Origin of the sequence: Streptomyces nitrosporeus, assembly GCF_008704555.1 — a bacterium.
In the GTDB taxonomy this organism is placed as follows: Bacteria; Actinomycetota; Actinomycetes; order Streptomycetales; family Streptomycetaceae; genus Streptomyces; species Streptomyces nitrosporeus.
The window spans coordinates 273,638-294,105 of record NZ_CP023702.1 but is presented as its reverse complement, the minus strand read 5'-3'; the positions used below and the strand labels follow the sequence as shown (position 1 = coordinate 294,105).

The window sequence follows — 20,468 nt, the reverse complement described above, 5'->3', positions numbered from 1 at the left end:
AGTTGATCTGGTCCGATCCGGGAGCACCATGTCCACCACACGCAGGCCGATCCGCTGGCTGATCCCCGTCTTCCTCGTCGTCGCCTGGCTCCTGGCCGGCGGCGCCTTCGGTCCGTACGCGGGGAAGCTGGGGGAGGTCGCCACCAACGACCAGGCGTCCTTCCTGCCCCAGGGCGCCGAGTCCACCCGGGTCATCGACGCCCAGAAGGCGTTCAGCAGTCAGGAGACGGTGCCCGCCATCGTGGTCTGGACCTCCGACGAGGAGGGCGGTGAGCTGGACGCCGGGCAGCGGCGGGCGGCCACCGAGGCCCTCGCGGACATGAAGGGCGGACCGGGGGTGACCGGGAAGGTGTCGCCCGCGATTCCCTCGAAGGACCGTCAGGCCCTCGAAGGCGTGGTCCAGTTGAAGAACGACCTGGGCGACGGGCTTCCCGACGCCCTCGCCGCGATCCAGGAGGCCGCCGACCGGGTCCCCGGCGCCGAGGCCCGGATCGCCGGCCCCGCGGCCAGTCAGGCCGACCTCTCCGACGCCTTCGCCGGCATCGACGGACTGCTGCTCGGCGTCGCCCTGGTCACCGTGCTCGTCATCCTCCTGCTGGTCTACCGCAGCGTGCTGCTGCCCCTGGTCATCATCGTCGGAGCGGTGTTCGCGCTCGGTGTCTCCTGCGCGGTCGTGTACGTCCTGGCCGACCACGACGTCGTCCGGGTCGACGGGCAGGTGCAGGGCATCCTGTCGATCCTCGTCATCGGTGCCGCCACCGACTACGCCCTGCTGCTCACCGCCCGCTTCCGGGAGGAACTCGCCCGGCACGCCGACCGGTGGACGGCCATGCGCGCGGCGCTCCGCGAGTCCGCCGGACCGATCGCGGCCAGCGCCGCCACCGTGGCCCTGGGGCTGCTCGCCCTGCTGATCAGCGATCTGACGAACAACCGTGCCCTCGGACCGGTCGGCGCCATCGGAATCGTCTGCTCGGTCCTGAGCGCCCTCACCTTCCTCCCCGCCGTCCTGGTGCTCCTCGGCCGGAGCGCCTACTGGCCCGCCAAACCCAAGGAGGGCGACGCCGCCTCGGGTTCGACCGGCATCTGGTCCAAGGTCGCGGCCCTGGTCGACCGCGCCCCCCGCAAGGTCTGGGCGCTCACCCTGGGCGGCCTCCTCGTCTGCGCGGCCTTCATGCCGACGCTGAACTCCAAGGGCGTGCCCCTGGAGGAGATCTTCGTCAACGACGCGCCTTCCGTGGCCGCCCAGCAGACCCTCGGCAAGCACTTCCCCGGCGGTTCGGGCAACCCGGCCGTGATCATCGCGAACGCCGACCGCGTCGAGCAGGTGACCGAGGCCGCCGAAGGGGTCGACGGCATCGCCGGGGCCTCCCCGGTCACCGCCTCCGGCCGTCCCGGCCAGGGCACCCCGCTCGTCGTCGACGGCCGGGTCCGCGTCGACGCCACCCTCGCGGATGCCGCCGACAGCGACGCCGCCAAGGCGGCCGTGGCCCGGCTGCGTGACGCCGTCCACGCGGTGTCCGGCGCGGACGCCCTGGTGGGCGGCTACACGGCGCAGCAGTACGACACCCAGCGGACCGCCGAGCACGACCGCGGCATCATCGTGCCGGTGGTGCTCGTGATCATCCTGGTCATCCTGATCGGCCTGCTCCGCTCGCTGCTGATGCCGCTGCTCCTCGTCGCCACGGTGGCGCTGAACTTCCTGGCCACCCTGGGCATCTCGTCACTGGTGTTCCAGCACGTGTTCGGCTTCAGCGGGACCGATTCGTCCGTCCCCCTGTACGGGTTCGTCTTCCTCGTCGCGCTCGGCGTCGACTACAACATCTTCCTGATGTCCCGGGTCCGCGAGGAGTCCCTGCTGCACGGCCCCCGGGAAGGCGTGCTGCGCGGCCTGACCACCACGGGCGGGGTCATCACCTCGGCCGGTGTTGTCCTGGCCGCCACCTTCGCCGCGCTGGGTGTCATCCCGCTCGCGTTCCTGGTGCAGATCGCCTTCATCGTCGCCTTCGGTGTCCTGCTCGACACCCTGGTGGTGCGATCCCTCCTGGTACCCGCCCTGGTCAGGGACATCGGCCGCCTCGCCTGGTGGCCCGGAAAGCTCAGCCGCGCCTTTGAGGAGCGGACGGAGGGCCCGGCGCGGTCCCGGTAGCCCCGGCCCGTCTCCTTCCGTGGACAGCGCATCCGCCCCCGTCGGCCCCGGCCGGCGGGGGCGGACGCGTGAAAGGGGCCGCCCGGGCCCCGGAGGAGCCCGGAAATGTCCCACTGGGATATATGTCCCGCTGGGACATAAAGGTGTACGCTGAAACCATGGATTCGGGAGGAAGAGTTCCGGAACGGCGCGGCCGCAAGGCGCGCAGAACCCGGGACACGCTGGCGCGGTGCGCGTTCGAGCTGGTGCTCGACCGGGGACTGCGTGAGGTCACGGTCGAGGAGATCGCGCAGGCGGCCGACGTCGACCGGAGGACCTTCAGCCGGTACTTCCCCAGCAAGGAGGCCGCCGTCCTCGACGTGATCAGGGGCGACGGAGACCGGATCAACCGAGCGCTCCGCGCGCGGCCCGCGGCCGAACCCCCGCTCACCGCCTACCGGCGAGCCGTCCTGGACTGGCTCGCCGACCCGGTGGCCGAGCCCTGGCACCTGCGGCCGCGCATCTTCGACCTGCTCGTCATGGCCGAGGAGGAACCCACCCTCTACGCGGCGTACCACCACATCCGGGTGGACGCCCAGGAGGAGTCGGTCGCCATCGTCGCGGACCGGCTCGGAGTCGACCCGCGGCAGGACCTCCGCCCCGCCGTGGCCGTGGCCGCGGGGGCCGGCGCGCTCCTCGCGGCCCAGGCGGCATGGGTACGGGGCGGCGCACCTGCCGCCCTGCCCGAATTCGTCACCCAGGCATTCGACGCCCTCTCCGCAGAACTGCCGGCTTCCCGGCAGGACGGGCCGGCGCCCCACAGCACCACTGAAGAAGGCACCTCATCATGAGCACCCACCTCCCCACCGCCTACGAGGCGGAATTCGCCGGCAAGGTCGCCCTGGTCACCGGCGGCGCCTCCGGAATCGGCCTGGCCCTGTCCCGGCGCCTGGCCGCGAGCGGCGCGAGCGTCGTCGTCGCCGACTACAACGCGGACAGCGCCCGCGAGGCCGCCGACGAGCTGAAGGCGTCCGGAGCCCCCGCCGCGGCGGTCGCCCTCGACGTCACCGACCCCGCCTCCGTCGAAGCCGGTGTCCGGTTCACCGTGGACACCTTCGGCGCCCTGCACCTCGCCGTGAACAACGCCGGCATCGGCGGACCCTCGCAGCCGACCGGCGAGTACGGCATCGAGGACTGGAACAAGGTCGTCGCCACCAACCTCAGCGGCGTCTTCTACTCGATGCGCTACGAACTCCCCGAGATCCTCGCCGCGGGCGGCGGAGCCGTCGTCAACATGTCCTCGATCCTCGGCACCAACGGCTTCGCGGGCTCCCCGGCCTACGTCGCCGCCAAGCACGGCGTCGTCGGCCTCACCAAGACCGCGGCCCTCGAGTACGCGGACAAGAACATCCGGATCAACGCGGTCGGCCCCGGCTTCATCGACACCCCGCTGCTCCGCGACACGGACAGCCCGGCACGCGAGCACCTGATCTCCCTGCACCCCGCGGGCCGCCTCGGCACCTCGGAGGAGGTCGCCGAACTGGCCGCCTTCCTGCTCTCCGACCGCGCCTCCTTCGTCCACGGCAGCTACCACCTGGTGGACGGCGGCTACTCGGCCTCCTGACCCCGGGTGGCGCGAGAGCGCCGACAGGGTCACAAAGGTAGTCAAGGAAGAACGAAGGAGAGCCATGAAAGCCGTCCAGTACCGCACCGTCGGCGCGGCACCCGAAGTCGTGGACATCCCCGAGCCCACCCCGGGGCCGGGCCAGATCCTCCTGAAGGTCACCGCCGCCGGAGTCTGCCATTCGGACATCGCCGTGATGAGCTGGCCCGCGGAAGGTTTCCCCTACCAGCTGCCGCTCACCCTCGGTCACGAGGGCGTCGGCACCGTCGCCGCGCTCGGCGACGGAGCGGAGGGCTTCTCGGTCGGTGACGCGGTCGCCGTCTACGGCCCCTGGGGCTGCGGCACCTGTGTCAACTGCGCCGAGGGCAGGGAGAACTACTGCCTGCGCGCCGCCGACCTCGGCATCAACCCGCCCGGCCTCGGCAACCCAGGGGCCATGGCCGAGTACATGATCGTCGACGACGCCAGGCACCTGACGCCCATCGGTGACCTGGACCCGGTCAAGACCGTCTCCCTGACCGACGCCGGACTCACCCCCTACCACGCGATCAAGCGCTCGCTGCCGAAGCTGCGGCCGGGCGCCACCGCCGTGGTCATCGGAACCGGCGGGCTCGGACACGTCGCCATCCAGCTGCTGAGGGCGATGACCGCCGTACGCGTCATCGCGCTCGACGTCTCCGAGGAGAAGCTGGCCCTCGCCCGTACCGTCGGCGCCCACGAGACCGTGATCTCCGACGCGCAGGCGGCCGCCAGGGTCCGCGAACTCACCGGCGGCGTCGGCGCCGAGGTGGTCCTGGACTTCGTCGGCGTGGAACCGACCGTCAAGACCGCCGGCGCGGTCGCCTCCATCGACAGCGACGTCACCATCGTCGGTATCGGCGGCGGCCTGCTCCCCGTCGGCTTCGGCGTCCTGCCGTTCTCCACCTCGGTCACCGCGCCGTACTGGGGCACCCGCAGGGAACTGGCCGAGGTCATCGAACTCGCGCACGCCGGGTCCGTCGACGTCCACGTCGAGACGTACTCCATCGACGAGGCACCGCTCGCCTACGAGCGGCTGCACGCCGGCAAGATCAACGGCCGGGCGGTCATCCTGCCCAACGGCTGACCCCCGCCGCGCCGCACCGGCCGTGCGCCGCCGTACCACCCCGGTACGGCGGCGCACGGCCGTCGGCGTCCTCCGCCACGCCACGCCCGCACACGGGCGCAGGCGCACCGGAGGGCTCAGGACCCCGCCGGCACCGCTTCCGCCCCCGTCAGCCGCACGGGGCCGGTGCCGGGCGCGCCGTGCCGCTGCGCCCAGTTCCCCAGCGCCGCACGGCAGGCATGGTCCAGATGGTGCAGCCCGGACAGGTCCAGCTCCACCGGCCGGTCCTGCGGCAGGGCCTCCAGGCTGTCCAGTATCTTCGGCAGCCGCAGGAAGGTCGCGTTGCCCGAGAGCCGCGCCCGTACGGTGCCGGTCCCGTGGTCCACGACATCCAGCCGGATGTGGGACGCGTCCCAGGCGGCCTTGGCCACCGACAGGGCCAGACCGATCAGAACCCCCTCGAACATGTTCACCACGACGATCGAAACAGCGGTGGAGAGCAGGATCAGAGCCTCCCCGCGGTGCCCGCGCCACAGCTCCACGACCGTACGCAGCGGGATCAGCTTCCAGCCCGCGTGCACGAGGACCCCGGCGAGGGCGGGCAGCGGGATCAGCCCCAGCGCGGCCGGCAGCAGCGCCGCGAACAGCAGCAGCCACACCCCGTGCAGTACCCGCGAGGCCCTGGTCCTCGCGCCCGCCCGCACATTGGCCGAACTGCGCACGATGACCGCGGTCATGGGCAGGGCGCCCAGCAGTCCGCACACCGTGTTACCGGTTCCCTGGGCGATCAGTTCTTTGTCGTACCCGGTACGCGGGCCGTCGTGGAGCCGGTCCACCGCGGCAGCGCTGAACAGGGTCTCGGCGGACGCGATCAGGGCGAAGGCCAGAGCGGTCCCCAGCAGACCCACGTCGGCGAGACCGCCGAACTCGGCGAGAGAGGGCATCCGGACGGCGTCCAGCAGACCCTGCACCCGCACGGTGGACACCGGCAGGGAGAGGAGGAGCGTGGCCAGCGTGGCGAGGACGACCGCGGCGAGCGCGCCCGGTACGGCCCGCACGGCTCTCGGCGCCCGGTTCCACACCACCAGCAGCACCACGGTCCCCGTGCCGACCGCGAGCGACGCGAGCGCCTCCCCGCCGGAAGCCGCCCGGGCCACGGCCGAGGGCAGTCCGGCCAGCTTGGCGGTCCCCGACGCGGGTGCCTCCTGCCCGGCCGCCGCGTACAGCTGCCCCGCGATGATCACCAGGCCGATGCCCGCGAGCATGCCCTCGACCACCGAGACCGAGATCGCCCGGAACCAGCGGCCCAGCCGCAGGGCGCCCATGGCGAGCTGGACCAGCCCCGCGGTGAACACGATCACCCCGAGCGCCGGCAGTCCGAAGGACCGGACGGCCTCGAGGACCAGCACCGAGAGCCCGGCGGCCGGCCCCGACACCTGGAGGCTGCTGCCGCGCATGGACCCGGTGACCAGACCGCCCACGATGCCGGTGATCAGCCCCAGTTCGGCGGGGACACCGGAGGCGACGGCGACCCCCACGCACAGGGGCAGGGCGACGAGGAAGACGACGAGTGAGGCGGCGAAATCCTGCCGCAGACCGGGGAACTTCTTTATCCGTGGAGCAGTGGGGGAATGCATCGGGCTGTTCCTCCTGGCGCGCCGCCACCGGCGCGTCGGCATACGTACACGAGTGGGCTCGGGCGGGCACGAGGGCATGGGCGAAGGGCCTCGCCGCGCCCTCGGGACGGCAGGGAGGCGTGCCTTCGCGCACCGCGGGTCGACCGGTACACGGGGAGTGGAGGAAGGAGCGGGACCGGACGGACGGACGGGCGCGGTGCCGGTGGGCGGGCCGTGGCGGAACCACGGCGACCGGCGTCACCGCGGCCGGAATCCCCCCTGGCCCCGGAGGGAGCACGGACACGGCCCCGCGCCGCTCCTCCACGTGCCGGCCGCTCTCAGCAGCGGAAGACCTGGAGAGCGGAGGAGGAAGAGGCGGCCGGGGATCTGAGGGCGTGGCGGGACTCGCCGGGCGGGCGGGCCGGCACCGGCGCGAACGGGCCGCCGGTGCTCTGCGCCCACACGGTACGGACGGGTGCCGACCCGGAATCCGGACGGATCCGGTCGTGCCGGCGCGGCAGGCCGTTCGCCTCACCGCCACGCGGCGAGACCAGGCAGGAGCCGTGGACCCGCTCGGCCTCCCGGGGCGCCTCCTCCGGCAGCCAGGCCCGGGGGACAGCCGTGTCAAAGACGCCGGGAGCGGAACCGCTCCGGTCGGGCGACGGAGAACCCAGGAACGGCAGAAGAACGGCCAGGACGATGAGCGTCAACCGCACCGCCGTTCCCCGCATTTCCCGCCCCCCGTTCCGTCGCCCTTCCCTTCCGGGACGCTAACAGGCCGGAGGGTTTATCGAGTTGACCGCTCGTGAAGAGTCCGAAACTCGATGGCGCACACCGGAGTGCGGAAGAGCGGAAATCCCGCGGCCCAGGGAGATTTCCGCCCCACTGCGGCCTGTTCCCTGGTGCCGGGAGGACCGGTGTGCCTCCTGTGCGCATTCGTTCGGTTCGCCATCAGAACGTTCGTACATTATTTCGGTTGATGCCTCCCTCCGTTCTTTCGGCAGGAAATGCCGCTGTCATGCGGGTGGAGTGGGAAGACCCGGGGGAGGGCCGGGCGCGCCGTGCGCGCGGCCGGCCCCGGCCGGACCGGAGGCCGGGAGGCGCGACGGGCCCGGACCGCAGGTGATCGCCCTGGAGCGACGGCCGGAGCCGGCCGGTCCGGGGTCCCGGCCGGAGGCGATCCGGCTCCTCCCGCGAAGGCTCATGCATATGTTCGGATCCCATGGGCACGTGCACTGCATCCCCGGATGAATGACCCACCGGAGAATCCGGAGGCGGCCACGACGACCCACGGCAGGTGACCCCATGACTTCCACGGAAAAGAGCACCGGTGAAAACGCCGGAAGTGCGGACGGTGACAGCCGGATCGATGTGTCCACGGCCCTGCGCCGAGCGGCCGGGCAGCTCGCCGAACTGCTTCAGATCGAACCCAGTTCGGTTTCCTCGCTGAAGGCCACGGACGAGGGATGGACCGCGGACGTGGAGGTCGTGGAGATCGAGAAGATCCCGGACACCATGAGCGTCATGGCTTCCTACCGGGTATCGCTCGACGGCCGTGGGCGGCTCCTCGGATACGAACGTGTGCGCCGGTACACCCGGGGACAGGTGGACCGCTGACCGTACCGGTCCGCGGTTCCCGACCCGCGGCGGGGCAGGGGAGTCGAATTCACCGCTCCCGCCCCGCGACCGGCGGGAAACGACAGGAAACGAACTCATCGGAAGGACGACCGACCATGAGTCTGGTTCAGCAGAGCAACGCCTCCGGCAGCGGAGGCGGCGGAAATCTCTACGACGTGCTCGAACTCATCCTCGACAGGGGACTCGTCATCGACGCCTTCGTGCGCGTCTCGCTCGTCGGCATCGAGATCCTCAAGATCGACGTACGTGTCGTCGTCGCCAGCGTCGACACGTATCTGCGCTTCGCGGAGGCGTGCAACCGGCTCGACCTCGAGTCCGGCCGCAAGGCCCCCACCCAGCTCACCGACATAGTCGGGGACACGGTGGAGAGCGGGGCCAAGGGCAAGTCGAAGGGCGCTCTGACGGGCGCCGTCGAGGCGTTCACCGAGTCCTTCCAGGGCGGCCGCGAGGACTCGGAGGAGAAGGAGAAGAAGCCCGCCCGCAAGCCCACGGCGTCGAGCAGCAGCCGGCGCACCACCCAGCGACGTGAGGAGTAGGACATGCCCACGTACATCTACGCCGTCACCACCGCGGAGCACCCGCTGCGGCTGGACGCCCTGACGGGCGTCGGAGGGCGGGCCCCGGACCTCAGGGCGGTCAAGGCCGCGGGACTGGCCGCGGTCGTCAGCGACGCCCCGGAGGACCTGCGGGCCAAACGCCGTGACCTGATCATCCATCAGAACGTCCTGGAGAGGCTGATGGCGGACGGGGCCGCGCTGCCGATGAGGTTCGGCCTGCTGGGCCCGGACGACGAGCAGGTGCGCACGGCGCTCGAAGAGGGGCGGGACGGCTACACGGCCCGGCTCCGGGAACTCGACGGACGCCTGGAGTACAACCTGAAGGTCTCCGTCGAGGAGAGCAGTGTGCTCAGGGCGATCCTCGCGGACTCCGAGGAGGCCAGGCGGCTCAGCGCCCACACCCGCGACAACCCCGACGCCCACGACTCGATGATGGCGCTCGGCGAACTCGTGGCCCGCGAGGTGCGGACCCGCCACGAGGCGCTCGCCGAGGACATCACGAACGCCGTCGCTCCGGCCGCCGAGCGGACCTCGCAGGGGGAACCCGGCAAGAACCACTTCCTGAACGTCTCCTTCCTCGTCCGGAGGGACGAGGCGGCGGCGTTCTCCCAGGCGGTCCACGAGGAGGCCGAACGGCGTGGTGAGGACCACACCTTCGTGCTCAACGGGCCCCTGCCGCCCTACAGCTTCGTCTGAAGCGGCACCCCACCGAGCGGAGGCGGCCCATGGGCCTCATCGCGCAGCTTCTCACCCTGCCCGTCGCCCCGGTCCGGGGGACGGCATGGGTCCTCGACCAGGTCGTGCTCGCCGCGGAACGCGAGTACTACGACCCGGCCCCCGTCCGCGAGCAACTGGCCGCCCTGGAGCGGAGACTGCTCGACGGGGAGATCGACGAGGACGAATTCGACCGGTACGAGGACGAGTTGCTCGACCGCCTCGCGGAATGCGAGACGTACCGGAACCGCACGACAAACAACTCCTGACCGCAGGAGACCGAGGTGTTCGAGAGATGACACGAAATGCCAGGATAGGCGCCGCACTGGTCGGCGGGTATCTGCTGGGACGTACGAAGAAGGCCAGGCTGGCGATCGGCTTCGGAATGTTCCTGGCCGGCAGGAAACTGCCGCTGGACCCGCAGCGGCTGGGGAAGATGCTGGCCGGTTCGCCGGTCCTCGGCGCCCTCAACGACCAGGTCCGCAAGGAGATCGTGGAGGCCACCCGGTCGGCGGCGACCGGCGCGCTGACCCAGCGGGCCACCGGCCTCGCCGACGCGCTCCAGCGGCGCACCCGGGAACTGGAGGACCCGAAGGCGCGTGACGAGGACGACGACGAGCCCCTCGACGAGGAGCCGGCGGACGACGAGCCGGCGGACGACGAGGAGCCGGACGACGGCCATCGGGACGAGCGGGACGAGGACGGCGAGGGCGACGGGAAGCCGGCGTCGCGCCGCAAGCAGTCCACGGGGTCCTCGGGGTCTTCGGGGAGGCCGGCCGCGAAGGCACGGGCGAAGACGAAGTCCTCCGCGGAGTCCACGGGCCGGGCCGCCTCCCGGCCGCGCCGCACGGCATCGGGCGGGGCCGCCGGGAAGAAGACGGCCGGTACCGCACGCAAGGCCGCGTCCGGAGCCCGCAAGAGCACGTCGTCGGCGGCCCGCAAGACCCGGGGCGGTGACGACCGTGGCTGAGTCGGCGTTCGGCAAACTGAAGAACGAGGTCGCGGAGAACCCCGCCACCGAGCGCCTCAAGGAGGAACTGCAGAACTACCTCCGGGCACGGGCGCAGCACACGGTGACCGACCTCGGCCGCAGGCTGGGCGAAGGCGCGGGCAGGCTCGCCGAGGGTAAGGCGCCCGGCGGTGCCGTCAAGAGCCTCGCCAAGGGCGGCAAGGCGCTCGGCGAGGGGAAGAGCCCCGCCCAGGCCGTGCTGACCGCAGGCGCCTCCCACGCCAAGGACGCCCTCAAGGACAAGGTCAAGGGGCTGTTCGGCAAGGGGCGCAAGGGCGGGGGCGGCAAGTCGAAGAGCGTCACGATCAGCGAGGACATCGACGTCGGCGTGCCCGTGCGCGAGGCGTACGACCAGTGGACCCAGTTCCAGGAGTTCAGCACCTTCGCCAAGGGTGTCGTCAGCGTGGAGAAGGCCGACGACACCACCAGCAACTGGAAGGTGAAGGTCGCCAAGTCCACACGCAGCTGGAAGGCCAACGTCACCGAACAGATCCCGGACGAGCGGATCACCTGGACGACCGAGGGAGCCAAGGGGACGGTCAAGGGGGTGGTGACCTTCCACCCGCTCACCGACAACCTGACCCGGGTCCTGCTGGTCCTCGAGTACTTCCCCAAGGGGCTGTTCGAGAAGACCGGCAACATCTGGCGGGCCCAGGGCCGCCGCGCCCGTCTCGACCTCAAGCTCTACCGCAAGTTCATCATGATGCGGGGCGAGGCGACGGACGGCTGGCGCGGTGAGGTCCGGGACGGCGAGGTCGTCCTCGGCCACGAGGAGGCCGTCGAACGGGAAGAGGCCGAGGCCCCGGAGGACCAGGACCGCGAGGACGGGCCGGAGAGCCGGGAGAACGGGCCGGAGGACGACGAGGAACTCGTCGACGACCCGGACGAGGAGGATGACCCGGACGAGGAGGATGACCCGGACGAGGAGAGCGCCCCGGTCGACGAGGACGAGGCTGACGACGGCGAGGACGACCCGGACGAGGCCGACGACGCGGACGAGGACCCGGCCCCCGAGGACGACGACGCGGAGGAATTCCGCGAGGCCGACGACGAGGACGGGGACGAGGCCGACGACGAGGCCGATGACGAGGACGAAGAAGCGGCCCCGGACGACGAGGAGCCTTCGGACGACGGTACGTACGAGGACTACGACGACGAGGACGACGAAGAAGAAGGCGAGGAGCCGGCCGGGGAAGGCCGGCGCCGGACCGCCGCGGCGCGTGGCTGACATGCGCCGCCGACAGCAGCACCGACGGGACTGATCCACGTGTCCGAATCACTGGCCGGCCGTATGGGGACCTCCTCGGGAGCCTCCCCGTACGGCGGGCAGGGGCCGTCCGCGAACCTGGCCGACATCCTGGAACGCGTCCTGGACAAAGGCGTCGTCATCGCGGGCGACATCCAGATCAATCTGCTCGACATCGAACTCCTGACCATCAAGCTGAGACTGCTCGTCGCCTCCGTGGACAAGGCGAAGGAGATGGGCATCGACTGGTGGGAGCACGACCCGTCGCTCTCCTCCCGGGCCTCCACCGGCCGGGCGGTGCAGGGTCGTGAGCCGGTGGCCCAGGCCACCGCGGCCGCCCCGCTGGAGGAGGAGAACGCGCGGCTCCGGGCGGAGATCGCCGGGCTCAGGGCCGCCGCCGGACTCCCCGGCACCACGGCCACCGACGCCTGGGACGCCCCGGGCCGCCCGGAGACGGTCCACCGTGAGGAGGAGGACAGGTGAACACCGGGGAGAACCCCGCGGCCGAGCCCACCATGACCTACGTCTACGCCGTCGGCCGGGAAGGGACGCCCGTCCAGGCGGCCCTCCCCGGCCGGCCCGGCCTGGAGGGCGCCCCCCTGCGGACCGTCGGGGCCGCGGGCCTGATCGCCCTGGTCTCGTCGGTGCCGGCGGCCACGTACGGTACCGAGGGCATGCAGGCGCGGATGGAGGACCTGGAACGCCTCGAAGCGCTGGCCCGGGACCACCACCGCGTCGTCGAGGACGGCTGCGCCCACGCGACCGTCCTCCCCATGCGGCTGGCCACGGTCTACCTCGACGACGAGCGCGTACGGCAGTTGCTGACAGACCGCCGACGGGAGTTCACGGCCCTGCTGGAGCACCTCGAAGGCCACGTCGAACTCGGGGTCAAGGTGTACGCGGACCCGCGGGCCGCCGCGCCGCCCGCCGACAGCGCCCCCGCCCCGGCCGCGGACGGGCCGGGCCGGGCCTATCTCCGGCAGCGCCGTGCGCAGCGGCAGCACCACCAGGATGCCTACCGGGCGGCGGGTGCGGTGGCGGCCGAGGTGCCGGCCAGGGTGGCCGGCTTCGTCAGCGACCATGTCTCCCACCGGCCGCAGCAGGGCGAACTCGCCACCGGTGCGGGGGAGAACATCGCCAACGAGGCGTATCTGGTACCCGTGGACCAGGTCCCCGCCTTCCGGGCCGCGCTCGCGGGGATCGCCGACGGCACACCGGGAGTGCGTGTCGAGATCACCGGCCCCTGGGCGCCGTACTCCTTCTCCACACCGCCCCCGGTGCCGGCGGGTGGCGTATGACGGCCGGTGGCACCGACGGCACCGACGGAGTCGTGCGCGTCACCGGCGAACAGGTGGTTCCCGCCGCGGCGGCGGACGAGCCCGCCGATTCACTCGCCGGGCGCCAGGTGGCACTCATCGACCTCCTGGACCGGCTGCTGAACGGGGGAGCGGTGCTCACCGGTGACCTCGTCCTGTCCATCGCCGACATCGACCTGGTGCACATCAACCTCAGAGCGGTGATCCGCTCGATCACCTCGGACGAACCGGCGCCGTGGTGAGACCGGACGAGAGGCGAAACGGAACGAAGGAGGCCGGCCGCCATGGCGGATGAACCCGGAAGGCACACCCAGGGAGACGAGCTGCGGGAAGTCGCGCAGGCGGCGGCAAGCGCCTTCGGCCTCGCCCCCGCGGCTCCGGGGGAAGCCGGGAAGACACCCGGCGGGCCCGCGCGGCGCCTGGCGACCGACCCAGACACGGTGGAACGCGACCTGATCAAACTGGTACTCACCATCGTCGAACTGCTGCGCCAGCTCATGGAGCGCACCGCGCTCCACCGGGTCGACCAGGGTGACCTGGAGGAGGACCAGGAAGAGCGCATCGGGATGACGCTGATGATCCTCCAGGACCGCATGTCGGAACTCTGCGAGCGCTACGGCCTGACCATGGACGACCTCAATCTCGATCTCGGTCCACTGGGATCTCTTCTGCCCAGGGATTGAACACGCGGTGAGAATCGGCTGTTTCGAACACAACGGGAAGGCAATACGAGCACCATGACTGCAGAGAACGAAGAGAACAAGAACGTGAACGACACGGCTACCAGGACCAAGACGCAGGCCAAGAAGGCCACCGCCGCGGCCGACCGGGCCAAGTCCGACTCCGCGGTCGCAGCTTCGAAGGCCAAGTCGTCGGCCCGGCAGGCCGGTGAGGCCGCGGATTCCGGTGTGCGTTCCGCCGGCCTGGCGACCAGGCGGATGGCCACCGCCGGCTGGGAGACCGGCCGGCAGACCGTCGCCTCGACCGTGGGCAAGGCCGCCTCCACGGCGGGCACCGCGTGGACCGTCGTCAAGCACCGCAAGGCCGTCGCCGTCGGTGCCGCCGCCGGGATCGGCGGCCTGGTCGGGGGCGCGTTCGCCCTGGGGCGCCAGACCGCGAAGGTCCACGGCGGCCCGATCACCCGGCTCACCGGCGGGCGTATCTGACCGGGGGCGGACGGGTACACACGGGCGGGAGGGCCGGCGGACATCCGCCGGCCCTCCCGCCCGTCGTCGTGCCCGGGGGGAGCGCGGCGGTCCGGAAATAGATTTGCACACCGTGCAAAATTGCATAAGATGCATTCCCGTGAGTTCCGACGACCCGCCCTCCGGGCTACGCGAGCGCAAGAAGCGCGCGACACGTGACGCCCTGGCGGACGCGGCACTCCGGTACGCCGCCGAGCGGGGGATCGAGAACGTGACGGTGGAGGCGGTGACCGACGAGGTCGGCGTGTCCGTCCGCACGTTCTTCAACTACTTCGCATGCCTGGAGGACGCGGTCACCCGCCCCGACCGGGGATGCGCCGAGCGTTCACGGCAGGCGGTGCTGGACGCACCGGGGGAACTGTCGGCACTCGGCGCCCTCAGTGAAGGGCTGGCTCAGGAACTCGCCGACTTCGAGGAGGACCAGGAACGCTGGGAGCTGCGTATGGCAGCACTCACCAAGAGCCCCTCCCTGCTGCCGGGATTCCTGGCGGCCCAGGGGGCTGACGAGCGCGCACTGGTCGCCGTCCTGGCCGAACGGCTCGGCCAGGACCCGGACTCCGACCTCGCCCCGAGGCTGCTCGCCCATGTGGCGATCGCCGCGGTACGCGCGTCGGCCGAGCTCTGGGTGGCCTCCGGCCGCAAGCGCCCGTTCCAGAGCATCTACCGCGAGGCCTTCGCCTCGCTCGCCGCCGGACTGGACTACTGAGACCCATCGGCCGCTCCGGGCGGCCGCGGCACATCCGCACAACCCCTCCGGGGGTCCATCAGCAGAGAACGAGGAACGTAAGCCGATGACCGCTGCTCTCACACCCGAAAGCGGTGAGGCCGGTGCGCTCGAGGGGGCCGCACCGACCATGACACGCAAACACATACTCCAGGCCATGTCGGGACTCATGGCCGGCATGTTCGTGGCCATCCTGGCCTCCACCGTGGTCGCCAACGCCCTCCCCAGGATCATCTCCGACCTGCAGGGCAGCCAGTCCTCGTACACCTGGGTCGTCACCGCGGAACTGCTGGCCATGACGGCGACCGTGCCGATCTGGGGCAAGCTCTCCGACCTCTACGACAAGAAGCTGCTCATCCAGCTCTCGCTCGGGATGTTCGTCGTCGGCTCGCTCGTCGCCGGCTTCTCCCACAGCATCGGCCTGCTCATCGTGAGCCGGGTCGTCCAGGGCATCGGCGCGGGCGGTCTCACCGCCCTCGCCCAGGTCGTCATGGCGGCGATCATCCCGCCGCGTGAACTCGGCCGCTACTCCGGCATCTTCGGTGCCGTCTTCGCCGTCGGCACCGTCGCCGGACCGCTCATCGGCGGGGTCCTCGTCGACACGTCCTGGCTCGGATGGCGCTGGTGCTTCTTCATCGGCGTGCCGTTCGCCCTGCTGGCGATCGTGCTGCTCCAGAAGACGCTGAAGCTGCCCACGGTCCGCCGCGAGGTGAAGATCGACTACCTCGGCGCCGTCCTCATCATGAGCGGTGTCAGCGCCCTGCTGCTCTGGATCACCCTCGCGGGCAACAACTTCGACTGGGCGTCCTGGCAGACCGCCGCCCTGGTCAGCGCCGGCGTGGTCCTGATCGCCGCGGCCGTCTTCGTCGAGTCCCGGGTCTCCGAGCCCATGATCCCGCTGGACATCTTCCGCAACCGCACGGTCACCCTGACCACCGTGGCGAGCCTGCTGGTCGGTGTGGCCATGTTCGGCGGCACGGTCTTCCTGTCCCAGTACTTCCAGATCTCGCTGGGCAAGTCCCCGACGGCCGCCGGGCTGATGAGCCTCCCGATGATCCTCGGCCTGATGCTCTCCACCACCATCGCCGGGCAGATCATCACCGCCCGCGGCAAGTGGAAGGGCTTCCTGATCGCCGGCGGCATCATCATGACGGCGGGCATGGGCCTGCTGTCCACCATCAGCGCGGACTCCTCCTTCGCGGTGCTCAGCATCTACATGGTTGTCCTCGGCGTCGGCGTCGGCATGCTGATGCAGAACCTGGTCCTGGCCGCCCAGAACGACGTGCCCGCCGCCGAACTCGGCGCGGCCACCTCCGTCCTGTCGTTCTTCCGCAGCCTCGGCGGGGCGATCGGCACGAGCGCGCTGGGCGCGGTCCTCGCCCACCGGGTCACCGAGGAGATGGAGAAGGGCTTCGGCGGTGCCGCGGCGGCCGGCGGCGGTGGCGGGCACAGCGTCCCCGACCTCTCCACGCTGCCCGAACCGGCCCGCCAGGTGGTCGAGCAGGCGTACGGGGTCGCGACCGCGGACGTCTTCCTGGTCGGCGCGCCCTTCGCCTTCCTCGCCCTGATCGCGGTGCTGTTCATCAAGGAGAAGCCGCTCAAGACGCAGAGCGGTATGGAGCGCCTGGCGGAGGAGGCCGCCGCCGCCGAGGCGAAGGCCGCCCCCATGCACTGAGCGAACCACCACCGGCGTGCGGGACCACCGCGTCCCCACGCCGCACAGGGCCCCGGCACCGGCCGGGGCCCTGTGCCGTTCCCGGGACGGCGGGACGGCGGGACAGCGGGACAGCGGGACGGCAGGACGGAAGGGCAGCGGTACGGAAGGGCGGCGGGGTGCCGGTCCAGGGAGGCGTCCGGGACCTGCAGAATGCTCCGTGTGACTGATGACGACCCGTACCTGTGGCTGGAAGACGTCGAGAGCGAGGCCGCCCTCGCCTGGGTGGCCGAGCGGAACGCCGAGACGGAGGCCGCGCTGGCCCGCGGGCCCGGGTTCGCCTCCCTGAAGCAGAGCCTCCGGGAGGTACTGGACGCCTCGGACCGCATCCCGTGGACGGTCCGCCGCGGGGCGTACCTCTACAACTTCTGGCAGGACGCCGGGAACGCCAGGGGGGTGTGGCGGCGTACGACGCTGGAGCGGTACCGCAAGGAGGACCCCGGGTGGGACGTCCTGATCGACCTCGACGCGCTCGGCGCGGAGGAGGGCGAGAAGTGGGTGTGGGCCGGCGCCCAGGTGCGCAGGCCGGACCACGACCGGGCCCTGGTGCGTCTGTCACGTGACGGGGGCGACGCCGTGGTGGTCCGCGAATTCGACCTCGCCGCCCGGAGCTTCGTCGAGGACGGGTTCCGGGTGGCGGAGGCGAAGACCCGTGCCGGATGGATCGACGCCGACACCGTCTTCATCGGCACGGACTTCGGACCGGGCTCGCTGACCGACGCCGGCTACCCCCGTACGGTACGCCGCTGGCGGCGCGGCACACCGCTGGCGGACGCCCGTACGGTCTTCGAGGCAGGGACCGGTGACGTGGAGGCCTGGGGATGGCACGAGAGCACCCCCGGCTTCGAACGGGACTTCGTCGGCCGGTCGACGGACTTCTTCCACAGCGAGACCTACCTCCTCACCGCCGACGACACGCCGGTCAGGATCGAGGTCCCCGACGACGCCACCGTCCACGCCCACCGCGAGCACCTGCTCGTCACCCTGAAGTCCGCGTGGCTGGGACAGCCGGCGGGCTCCCTGCTGGCATTCGGCTTCGACGCCTTCCTGGCGGGCGAGCGCACCCCCGAGGTGCTGTTCACCCCCGACGGCCGCACGGCCCTGGCCGGGCACGCGTGGACCCGCCACCACCTGATCCTGGAGACGATGCGCGACGTCAGCACCCGCATCGAGGTCCTCACCCCCGCGCCCCGGGGCGGCTGGACACGCGAGCCGCTCGCGGACGTCCCCGCGCTGTCCGCCGGCGAGGTCGTGGACACGGACCCGGACGCCGGGGACGAGTTCTTCCTGAGCGTGTCCGGCTTCCTGCAGCCGTCCACCCTCTACCACGGCCACATCGGCGACGGCCGGGACGCCATGGACGTCCTCAAGCAGGCCCCGGCCCGCTTCGACACCGCTGGCCTGGCGGTGCATCAGTTCTTCGCGGCCTCCCGGGACGGCACGCGGGTCCCCTACTTCGTGATCGGCCCCGACCACTCCCGTACCGGTCCCGGCCCCGCCCTGCTCTACGGCTACGGCGGCTTCGAGCTCTCCCTCACCCCCTTCTACAGCGGGGTGACCGGCCGGGCGTGGCTGGAGCGCGGCGGCACCTACGTGATCGCGAACATCCGGGGCGGCGGAGAATACGGGCCGGCCTGGCACCAGGCCGCGCTCGGCGCCGGACGCCCGCGTGCCTACGAGGACTTCGCGGCCGTCGCCGCCGACCTCGTCGCCCGGGGCATCACCGCACCGGCCATGCTGGGCGCCGAAGGGGGGAGCAACGGCGGGCTCCTCATGGGCGCCATGCTCACCCGCTACCCGCACCTGTTCGGCGCGATCGTCGCCCAGGTGCCGCTGCTGGACATGCTGCGCTTCCACAAGCTCCTCGCCGGAGCGTCCTGGACCGCCGAGTACGGCGACCCGGACGACCCGGCCGACCTCCCCCACCTCAGGGAACTCTCCCCCTACCACCGGCTCGCCGAGGACCGGGAGTACCCTCCCGTCCTGCTGATGACCTCGACCCGCGACGACCGGGTCCATCCCGGCCACGCCCGGAAGGCGGCCGCACGCCTGCGTGAACTGGGCCACCGGGTCCTGCTCCACGAGAACACCGGCGGCGGCCACGCGGGAGCGAGCGACAACGAGCAGGCCGCCCACAACGAAGCCCTGGTGCACACCTTCCTGTGGCAGCACCTGGGGACCGGCTCCGCCCCCGCGTGACCCACGGGACGGCCCGCGGGCCGTCCCCCGGCCGGTGTCAGGGGGAGGCCGGCTGCGCCGGCAGCACATGGTCCCCGACGGTGTCGGTGCTCAGGCACAGGGAGCAGACGTACGCGCCGTGGGTCCGGCAGGCCGTCACATCGGGCCGCTCGTAACTCTGGTGGCAGACGTGGCAGTCGTACGCCGTCGCGGCCGGATTGCCCTCGGCGTCCAGCAGCGGCTCGTCGATGCCGTCGTCGGTGCGGCGCAGGTAGTACCTGCCCTTGGTGAGGACCGCCATCAGCGGGGTGAGGACGAAGGCGATGACGACGGCGGCGACGGGGGAGTACGGCTGGAGGGTGTCGCCCAGGGCGTGGTAGTACATGGCGATCGACAGGCCCGAAGCGGCGACGAAGGCGACCACTCCGACGGGGTTGACCGCGTAGAGCATGCCCCGGCGGAACTCGGGCGCGTGCGGGGAGAGTTTCAGCAGGTACTTGTTGATCCCGATGTCGGTGGCGACCGTGACGACCCAGGCGATGGCGCAGTTCGAGTAGAAGCTGAGGATGCTGTTCAGGAAGCTGAACATGTCCGCCTCCATCAGGGCCAGCGCGAACCCGAGGTTGACCAGCACGAAGACCATGCGGCCGGGGTAGCGCCGGGTGACCCGGGTGAAGGAGTTGGTCCATGCCAGCGAACCGGAGTAGGCGTTCGTCACGTTGATCTTGATCTGGCTGATCACGACGAGGACCACGGCCAGCGGGACCACCATCCAGGACGGCATCATCGCGTCGAAGGCGCCGCGGAACTGCTGGATCGGCTCAGGTGCCGCGTCCTGGCCTACCTCGGCCAGGATGTAGACGGCGAGGAAGACCCCGATCGCCTGCTTCAGCGCGCCGAGCACCACCCAGCCGGGCCCCGCCATGACCACCGCGGTCCACCAGGCGCGCCTGTTCTTCTCGGTCCTGGGCGGCATGAAACGCAGATAGTCGATCTGCTCGCCGATCTGGGCGATGAGGGAGAGGCAGACACCCGCCCCGAGCAGTACGGAGGCCGTGTTGACGCCGCCCTCGCCGTCGGTTCCCGCGTAGGACAGGAAGCGGTCGACGGTGCCCGGGTCGGTGGCGACGAGGTAGACCAGCGGACCGACCATCAGCACCAGCCAGACGGGCGTCGTCCACACCTGGAGCTTGCTGAGCGCCTTCATGCCGTAGATCACCAGCGGGATCACCATCAGCGTCGACACCAGGTAGCCCAGCCACAGCGGCAGCCCGAGCCCCAGTTCGAGGCCCTGCGCCATGATCGAGCCTTCGAGGGCGAAGAAGATGAACGTGAAGCTGGCGAAGATGACGCTGGTGAGGACCGACCCGTAGTACCCGAAACCGGAGCCGCGGGTGATCAGGTCCAGGTCGATGTTGTAGCGGGCGCTGTAATAGGCGAGCGGGAAGCCGGTGACGAAGATGACGGCGGCGGCCACGGTGATCGCCACGAGCGCGTTACCGGTGCCGTGGGCGAGGCCGATGCCCGCGCCGATGGAGAAGTCCGCCATGTAGGCGATGCCGCCCAGGGCGGTCGTCGCCACGACCATCGGGGACCAGCGGCGGTAACTGCGGGGCGCGAAACGGAGGGTGTAGTCCTCCAGCGTCTCCCGGGTGGCCTGGCTCGGCCCGGAGCCGGGAGGGGCTTTCGGCGGACGTGACTCGGTCGTACTCATGGGC

At 71.3% G+C, this 20,468-nt stretch carries 21 protein-coding genes; 18 read left to right on the top strand and 3 right to left on the bottom strand.

All coding sequences use genetic code 11. The features are described 5' to 3' along the window. Window positions 1-28: 28 nt before the first annotated feature. The 4 genes from CP967_RS01385 to CP967_RS01370 all read left to right on the top strand — a co-directional run bounded on the left by CP967_RS01385 (window position 29) and on the right by CP967_RS01370 (window position 4,854). A complete protein-coding gene (locus CP967_RS01385) occupies window positions 29-2,146 on the top strand; it encodes an MMPL family transporter (protein WP_150486150.1) in 2,118 nt (705 codons plus the stop codon). Window positions 2,147-2,304: 158 nt separating this feature from the next. Beyond that, a complete protein-coding gene (locus CP967_RS01380) occupies window positions 2,305-2,976 on the top strand; it encodes a TetR family transcriptional regulator (protein WP_150486149.1) in 672 nt (223 codons plus the stop codon). Then, a complete protein-coding gene (locus CP967_RS01375; protein WP_150486148.1) occupies window positions 2,973-3,749 on the top strand; it encodes an SDR family NAD(P)-dependent oxidoreductase in 777 nt (258 codons plus the stop codon). The genes CP967_RS01380 and CP967_RS01375 overlap by 4 nt, the downstream gene beginning before the upstream one ends. 64 nt (window positions 3,750-3,813) lie before the next feature. Continuing rightward, window positions 3,814-4,854, top strand: coding sequence for an NAD(P)-dependent alcohol dehydrogenase (locus CP967_RS01370; RefSeq protein WP_150486147.1), 1,041 nt, complete (start codon window positions 3,814-3,816; stop codon window positions 4,852-4,854). Between the two features lie 116 nt (window positions 4,855-4,970). Here CP967_RS01370 and CP967_RS01365 read toward each other — a convergent pair whose 3' ends face one another. Both CP967_RS01365 and CP967_RS01360 read right to left on the bottom strand, forming a co-directional pair. Further along, the gene (locus tag CP967_RS01365; RefSeq protein ID WP_150486146.1) at window positions 4,971-6,470 is read right to left on the bottom strand and encodes a SulP family inorganic anion transporter; all 1,500 of its coding nucleotides are present in this window, start codon (window positions 6,468-6,470) and stop codon (window positions 4,971-4,973) included. 317 nt (window positions 6,471-6,787) lie between these two features. Further along, complete coding sequence (locus CP967_RS01360; RefSeq protein ID WP_150486145.1) at window positions 6,788-7,165, bottom strand: hypothetical protein; 378 nt, start codon at window positions 7,163-7,165, stop codon at window positions 6,788-6,790. Between the two features lie 589 nt (window positions 7,166-7,754). On the opposite strand from CP967_RS01360, the gene CP967_RS01355 reads away from it, so the two are divergent. The 14 genes from CP967_RS01355 (at window position 7,755) to CP967_RS01290 (ending at window position 18,771) form a co-directional block, all read left to right on the top strand. Then, complete coding sequence (locus CP967_RS01355; protein ID WP_150486144.1) at window positions 7,755-8,066, top strand: gas vesicle protein GvpO; 312 nt, start codon at window positions 7,755-7,757, stop codon at window positions 8,064-8,066. A gap of 116 nt (window positions 8,067-8,182) precedes the next feature. Continuing rightward, on the top strand, window positions 8,183-8,623 hold the full coding sequence (locus CP967_RS01350) for a gas vesicle structural protein GvpA (RefSeq protein WP_150486143.1): 441 nt from the start codon (window positions 8,183-8,185) through the stop codon (window positions 8,621-8,623). A gap of 3 nt (window positions 8,624-8,626) precedes the next feature. Continuing rightward, the gene (locus CP967_RS01345; protein WP_150486142.1) at window positions 8,627-9,340 is read left to right on the top strand and encodes a GvpL/GvpF family gas vesicle protein; all 714 of its coding nucleotides are present in this window, start codon (window positions 8,627-8,629) and stop codon (window positions 9,338-9,340) included. 29 nt (window positions 9,341-9,369) lie between these two features. Beyond that, a complete protein-coding gene (locus CP967_RS01340; RefSeq protein ID WP_150486141.1) occupies window positions 9,370-9,627 on the top strand; it encodes a gas vesicle protein GvpG in 258 nt (85 codons plus the stop codon). A 26-nt stretch (window positions 9,628-9,653) separates the two neighbouring features. After that, on the top strand, window positions 9,654-10,328 hold the full coding sequence (locus tag CP967_RS01335; RefSeq protein WP_150486140.1) for a hypothetical protein: 675 nt from the start codon (window positions 9,654-9,656) through the stop codon (window positions 10,326-10,328). After that, the gene (locus CP967_RS01330) at window positions 10,321-11,595 is read left to right on the top strand and encodes an SRPBCC family protein (protein WP_150491635.1); all 1,275 of its coding nucleotides are present in this window, start codon (window positions 10,321-10,323) and stop codon (window positions 11,593-11,595) included. Before CP967_RS01335 ends, CP967_RS01330 begins: the two co-directional genes overlap by 8 nt. Before the next feature lie 39 nt (window positions 11,596-11,634). Beyond that, window positions 11,635-12,096 (top strand): gas vesicle protein, encoded by a 462-nt coding sequence (locus tag CP967_RS01325; protein WP_150486139.1) that lies wholly within the window; start codon window positions 11,635-11,637, stop codon window positions 12,094-12,096. After that, the gene (locus CP967_RS01320; protein WP_229888624.1) at window positions 12,093-12,911 is read left to right on the top strand and encodes a GvpL/GvpF family gas vesicle protein; all 819 of its coding nucleotides are present in this window, start codon (window positions 12,093-12,095) and stop codon (window positions 12,909-12,911) included. The genes CP967_RS01325 and CP967_RS01320 overlap by 4 nt, the downstream gene beginning before the upstream one ends. Continuing rightward, window positions 12,908-13,171: a gas vesicle protein gene (locus CP967_RS01315; protein WP_229888623.1), complete on the top strand. Its 264-nt coding sequence runs from the start codon at window positions 12,908-12,910 to the stop codon at window positions 13,169-13,171. The genes CP967_RS01320 and CP967_RS01315 overlap by 4 nt, the downstream gene beginning before the upstream one ends. Window positions 13,172-13,213: 42 nt before the next feature. Further along, complete coding sequence (locus CP967_RS01310) at window positions 13,214-13,612, top strand: gas vesicle protein K (RefSeq protein WP_150486138.1); 399 nt, start codon at window positions 13,214-13,216, stop codon at window positions 13,610-13,612. Window positions 13,613-13,666: 54 nt separating this feature from the next. Further along, window positions 13,667-14,095, top strand: coding sequence for a hypothetical protein (locus CP967_RS01305; RefSeq protein WP_150486137.1), 429 nt, complete (start codon window positions 13,667-13,669; stop codon window positions 14,093-14,095). A gap of 139 nt (window positions 14,096-14,234) precedes the next feature. Continuing rightward, the gene (locus CP967_RS01300) at window positions 14,235-14,840 is read left to right on the top strand and encodes a TetR/AcrR family transcriptional regulator (RefSeq protein ID WP_150486136.1); all 606 of its coding nucleotides are present in this window, start codon (window positions 14,235-14,237) and stop codon (window positions 14,838-14,840) included. Between the two features lie 148 nt (window positions 14,841-14,988). Next, window positions 14,989-16,533 (top strand): MDR family MFS transporter, encoded by a 1,545-nt coding sequence (locus tag CP967_RS01295; protein WP_483030204.1) that lies wholly within the window; start codon window positions 14,989-14,991, stop codon window positions 16,531-16,533. Window positions 16,534-16,725: 192 nt separating this feature from the next. Further along, window positions 16,726-18,771 (top strand): prolyl oligopeptidase family serine peptidase, encoded by a 2,046-nt coding sequence (locus tag CP967_RS01290; protein WP_150486134.1) that lies wholly within the window; start codon window positions 16,726-16,728, stop codon window positions 18,769-18,771. 37 nt (window positions 18,772-18,808) lie between these two features. On the opposite strand, the gene CP967_RS01285 is transcribed toward CP967_RS01290, so the two are convergent. Continuing rightward, the gene (locus CP967_RS01285) at window positions 18,809-20,464 is read right to left on the bottom strand and encodes a purine-cytosine permease family protein (RefSeq protein ID WP_150486133.1); all 1,656 of its coding nucleotides are present in this window, start codon (window positions 20,462-20,464) and stop codon (window positions 18,809-18,811) included. Window positions 20,465-20,468: the final 4 nt, after the last annotated feature.

Excerpts from the sequence above, each read along its gene's own strand:
- CP967_RS01385 (WP_150486150.1), top strand. The coding sequence starts at position 29 with ATGTCCACCACACGCAGGCCGATCCGCTGGCTGATCCCCGTCTTCCTC.
- CP967_RS01380 (WP_150486149.1), top strand. The coding sequence starts at position 2,305 with ATGGATTCGGGAGGAAGAGTTCCGGAACGGCGCGGCCGCAAGGCGCGC.
- CP967_RS01375 (WP_150486148.1), top strand. The coding sequence starts at position 2,973 with ATGAGCACCCACCTCCCCACCGCCTACGAGGCGGAATTCGCCGGCAAG.
- CP967_RS01370 (WP_150486147.1), top strand. The coding sequence starts at position 3,814 with ATGAAAGCCGTCCAGTACCGCACCGTCGGCGCGGCACCCGAAGTCGTG.
- CP967_RS01365 (WP_150486146.1), bottom strand. The coding sequence starts at position 6,470 with ATGCATTCCCCCACTGCTCCACGGATAAAGAAGTTCCCCGGTCTGCGG.
- CP967_RS01355 (WP_150486144.1), top strand. The coding sequence starts at position 7,755 with ATGACTTCCACGGAAAAGAGCACCGGTGAAAACGCCGGAAGTGCGGAC.
- CP967_RS01350 (WP_150486143.1), top strand. The coding sequence starts at position 8,183 with ATGAGTCTGGTTCAGCAGAGCAACGCCTCCGGCAGCGGAGGCGGCGGA.
- CP967_RS01345 (WP_150486142.1), top strand. The coding sequence starts at position 8,627 with ATGCCCACGTACATCTACGCCGTCACCACCGCGGAGCACCCGCTGCGG.
- CP967_RS01340 (WP_150486141.1), top strand. The coding sequence starts at position 9,370 with ATGGGCCTCATCGCGCAGCTTCTCACCCTGCCCGTCGCCCCGGTCCGG.
- CP967_RS01335 (WP_150486140.1), top strand. The coding sequence starts at position 9,654 with ATGACACGAAATGCCAGGATAGGCGCCGCACTGGTCGGCGGGTATCTG.
- CP967_RS01315 (WP_229888623.1), top strand. The coding sequence starts at position 12,908 with ATGACGGCCGGTGGCACCGACGGCACCGACGGAGTCGTGCGCGTCACC.
- CP967_RS01310 (WP_150486138.1), top strand. The coding sequence starts at position 13,214 with ATGGCGGATGAACCCGGAAGGCACACCCAGGGAGACGAGCTGCGGGAA.
- CP967_RS01305 (WP_150486137.1), top strand. The coding sequence starts at position 13,667 with ATGACTGCAGAGAACGAAGAGAACAAGAACGTGAACGACACGGCTACC.
- CP967_RS01295 (WP_483030204.1), top strand. The coding sequence starts at position 14,989 with ATGACACGCAAACACATACTCCAGGCCATGTCGGGACTCATGGCCGGC.
- CP967_RS01290 (WP_150486134.1), top strand. The coding sequence starts at position 16,726 with ATGCTCCGTGTGACTGATGACGACCCGTACCTGTGGCTGGAAGACGTC.
- CP967_RS01285 (WP_150486133.1), bottom strand. The coding sequence starts at position 20,464 with ATGAGTACGACCGAGTCACGTCCGCCGAAAGCCCCTCCCGGCTCCGGG.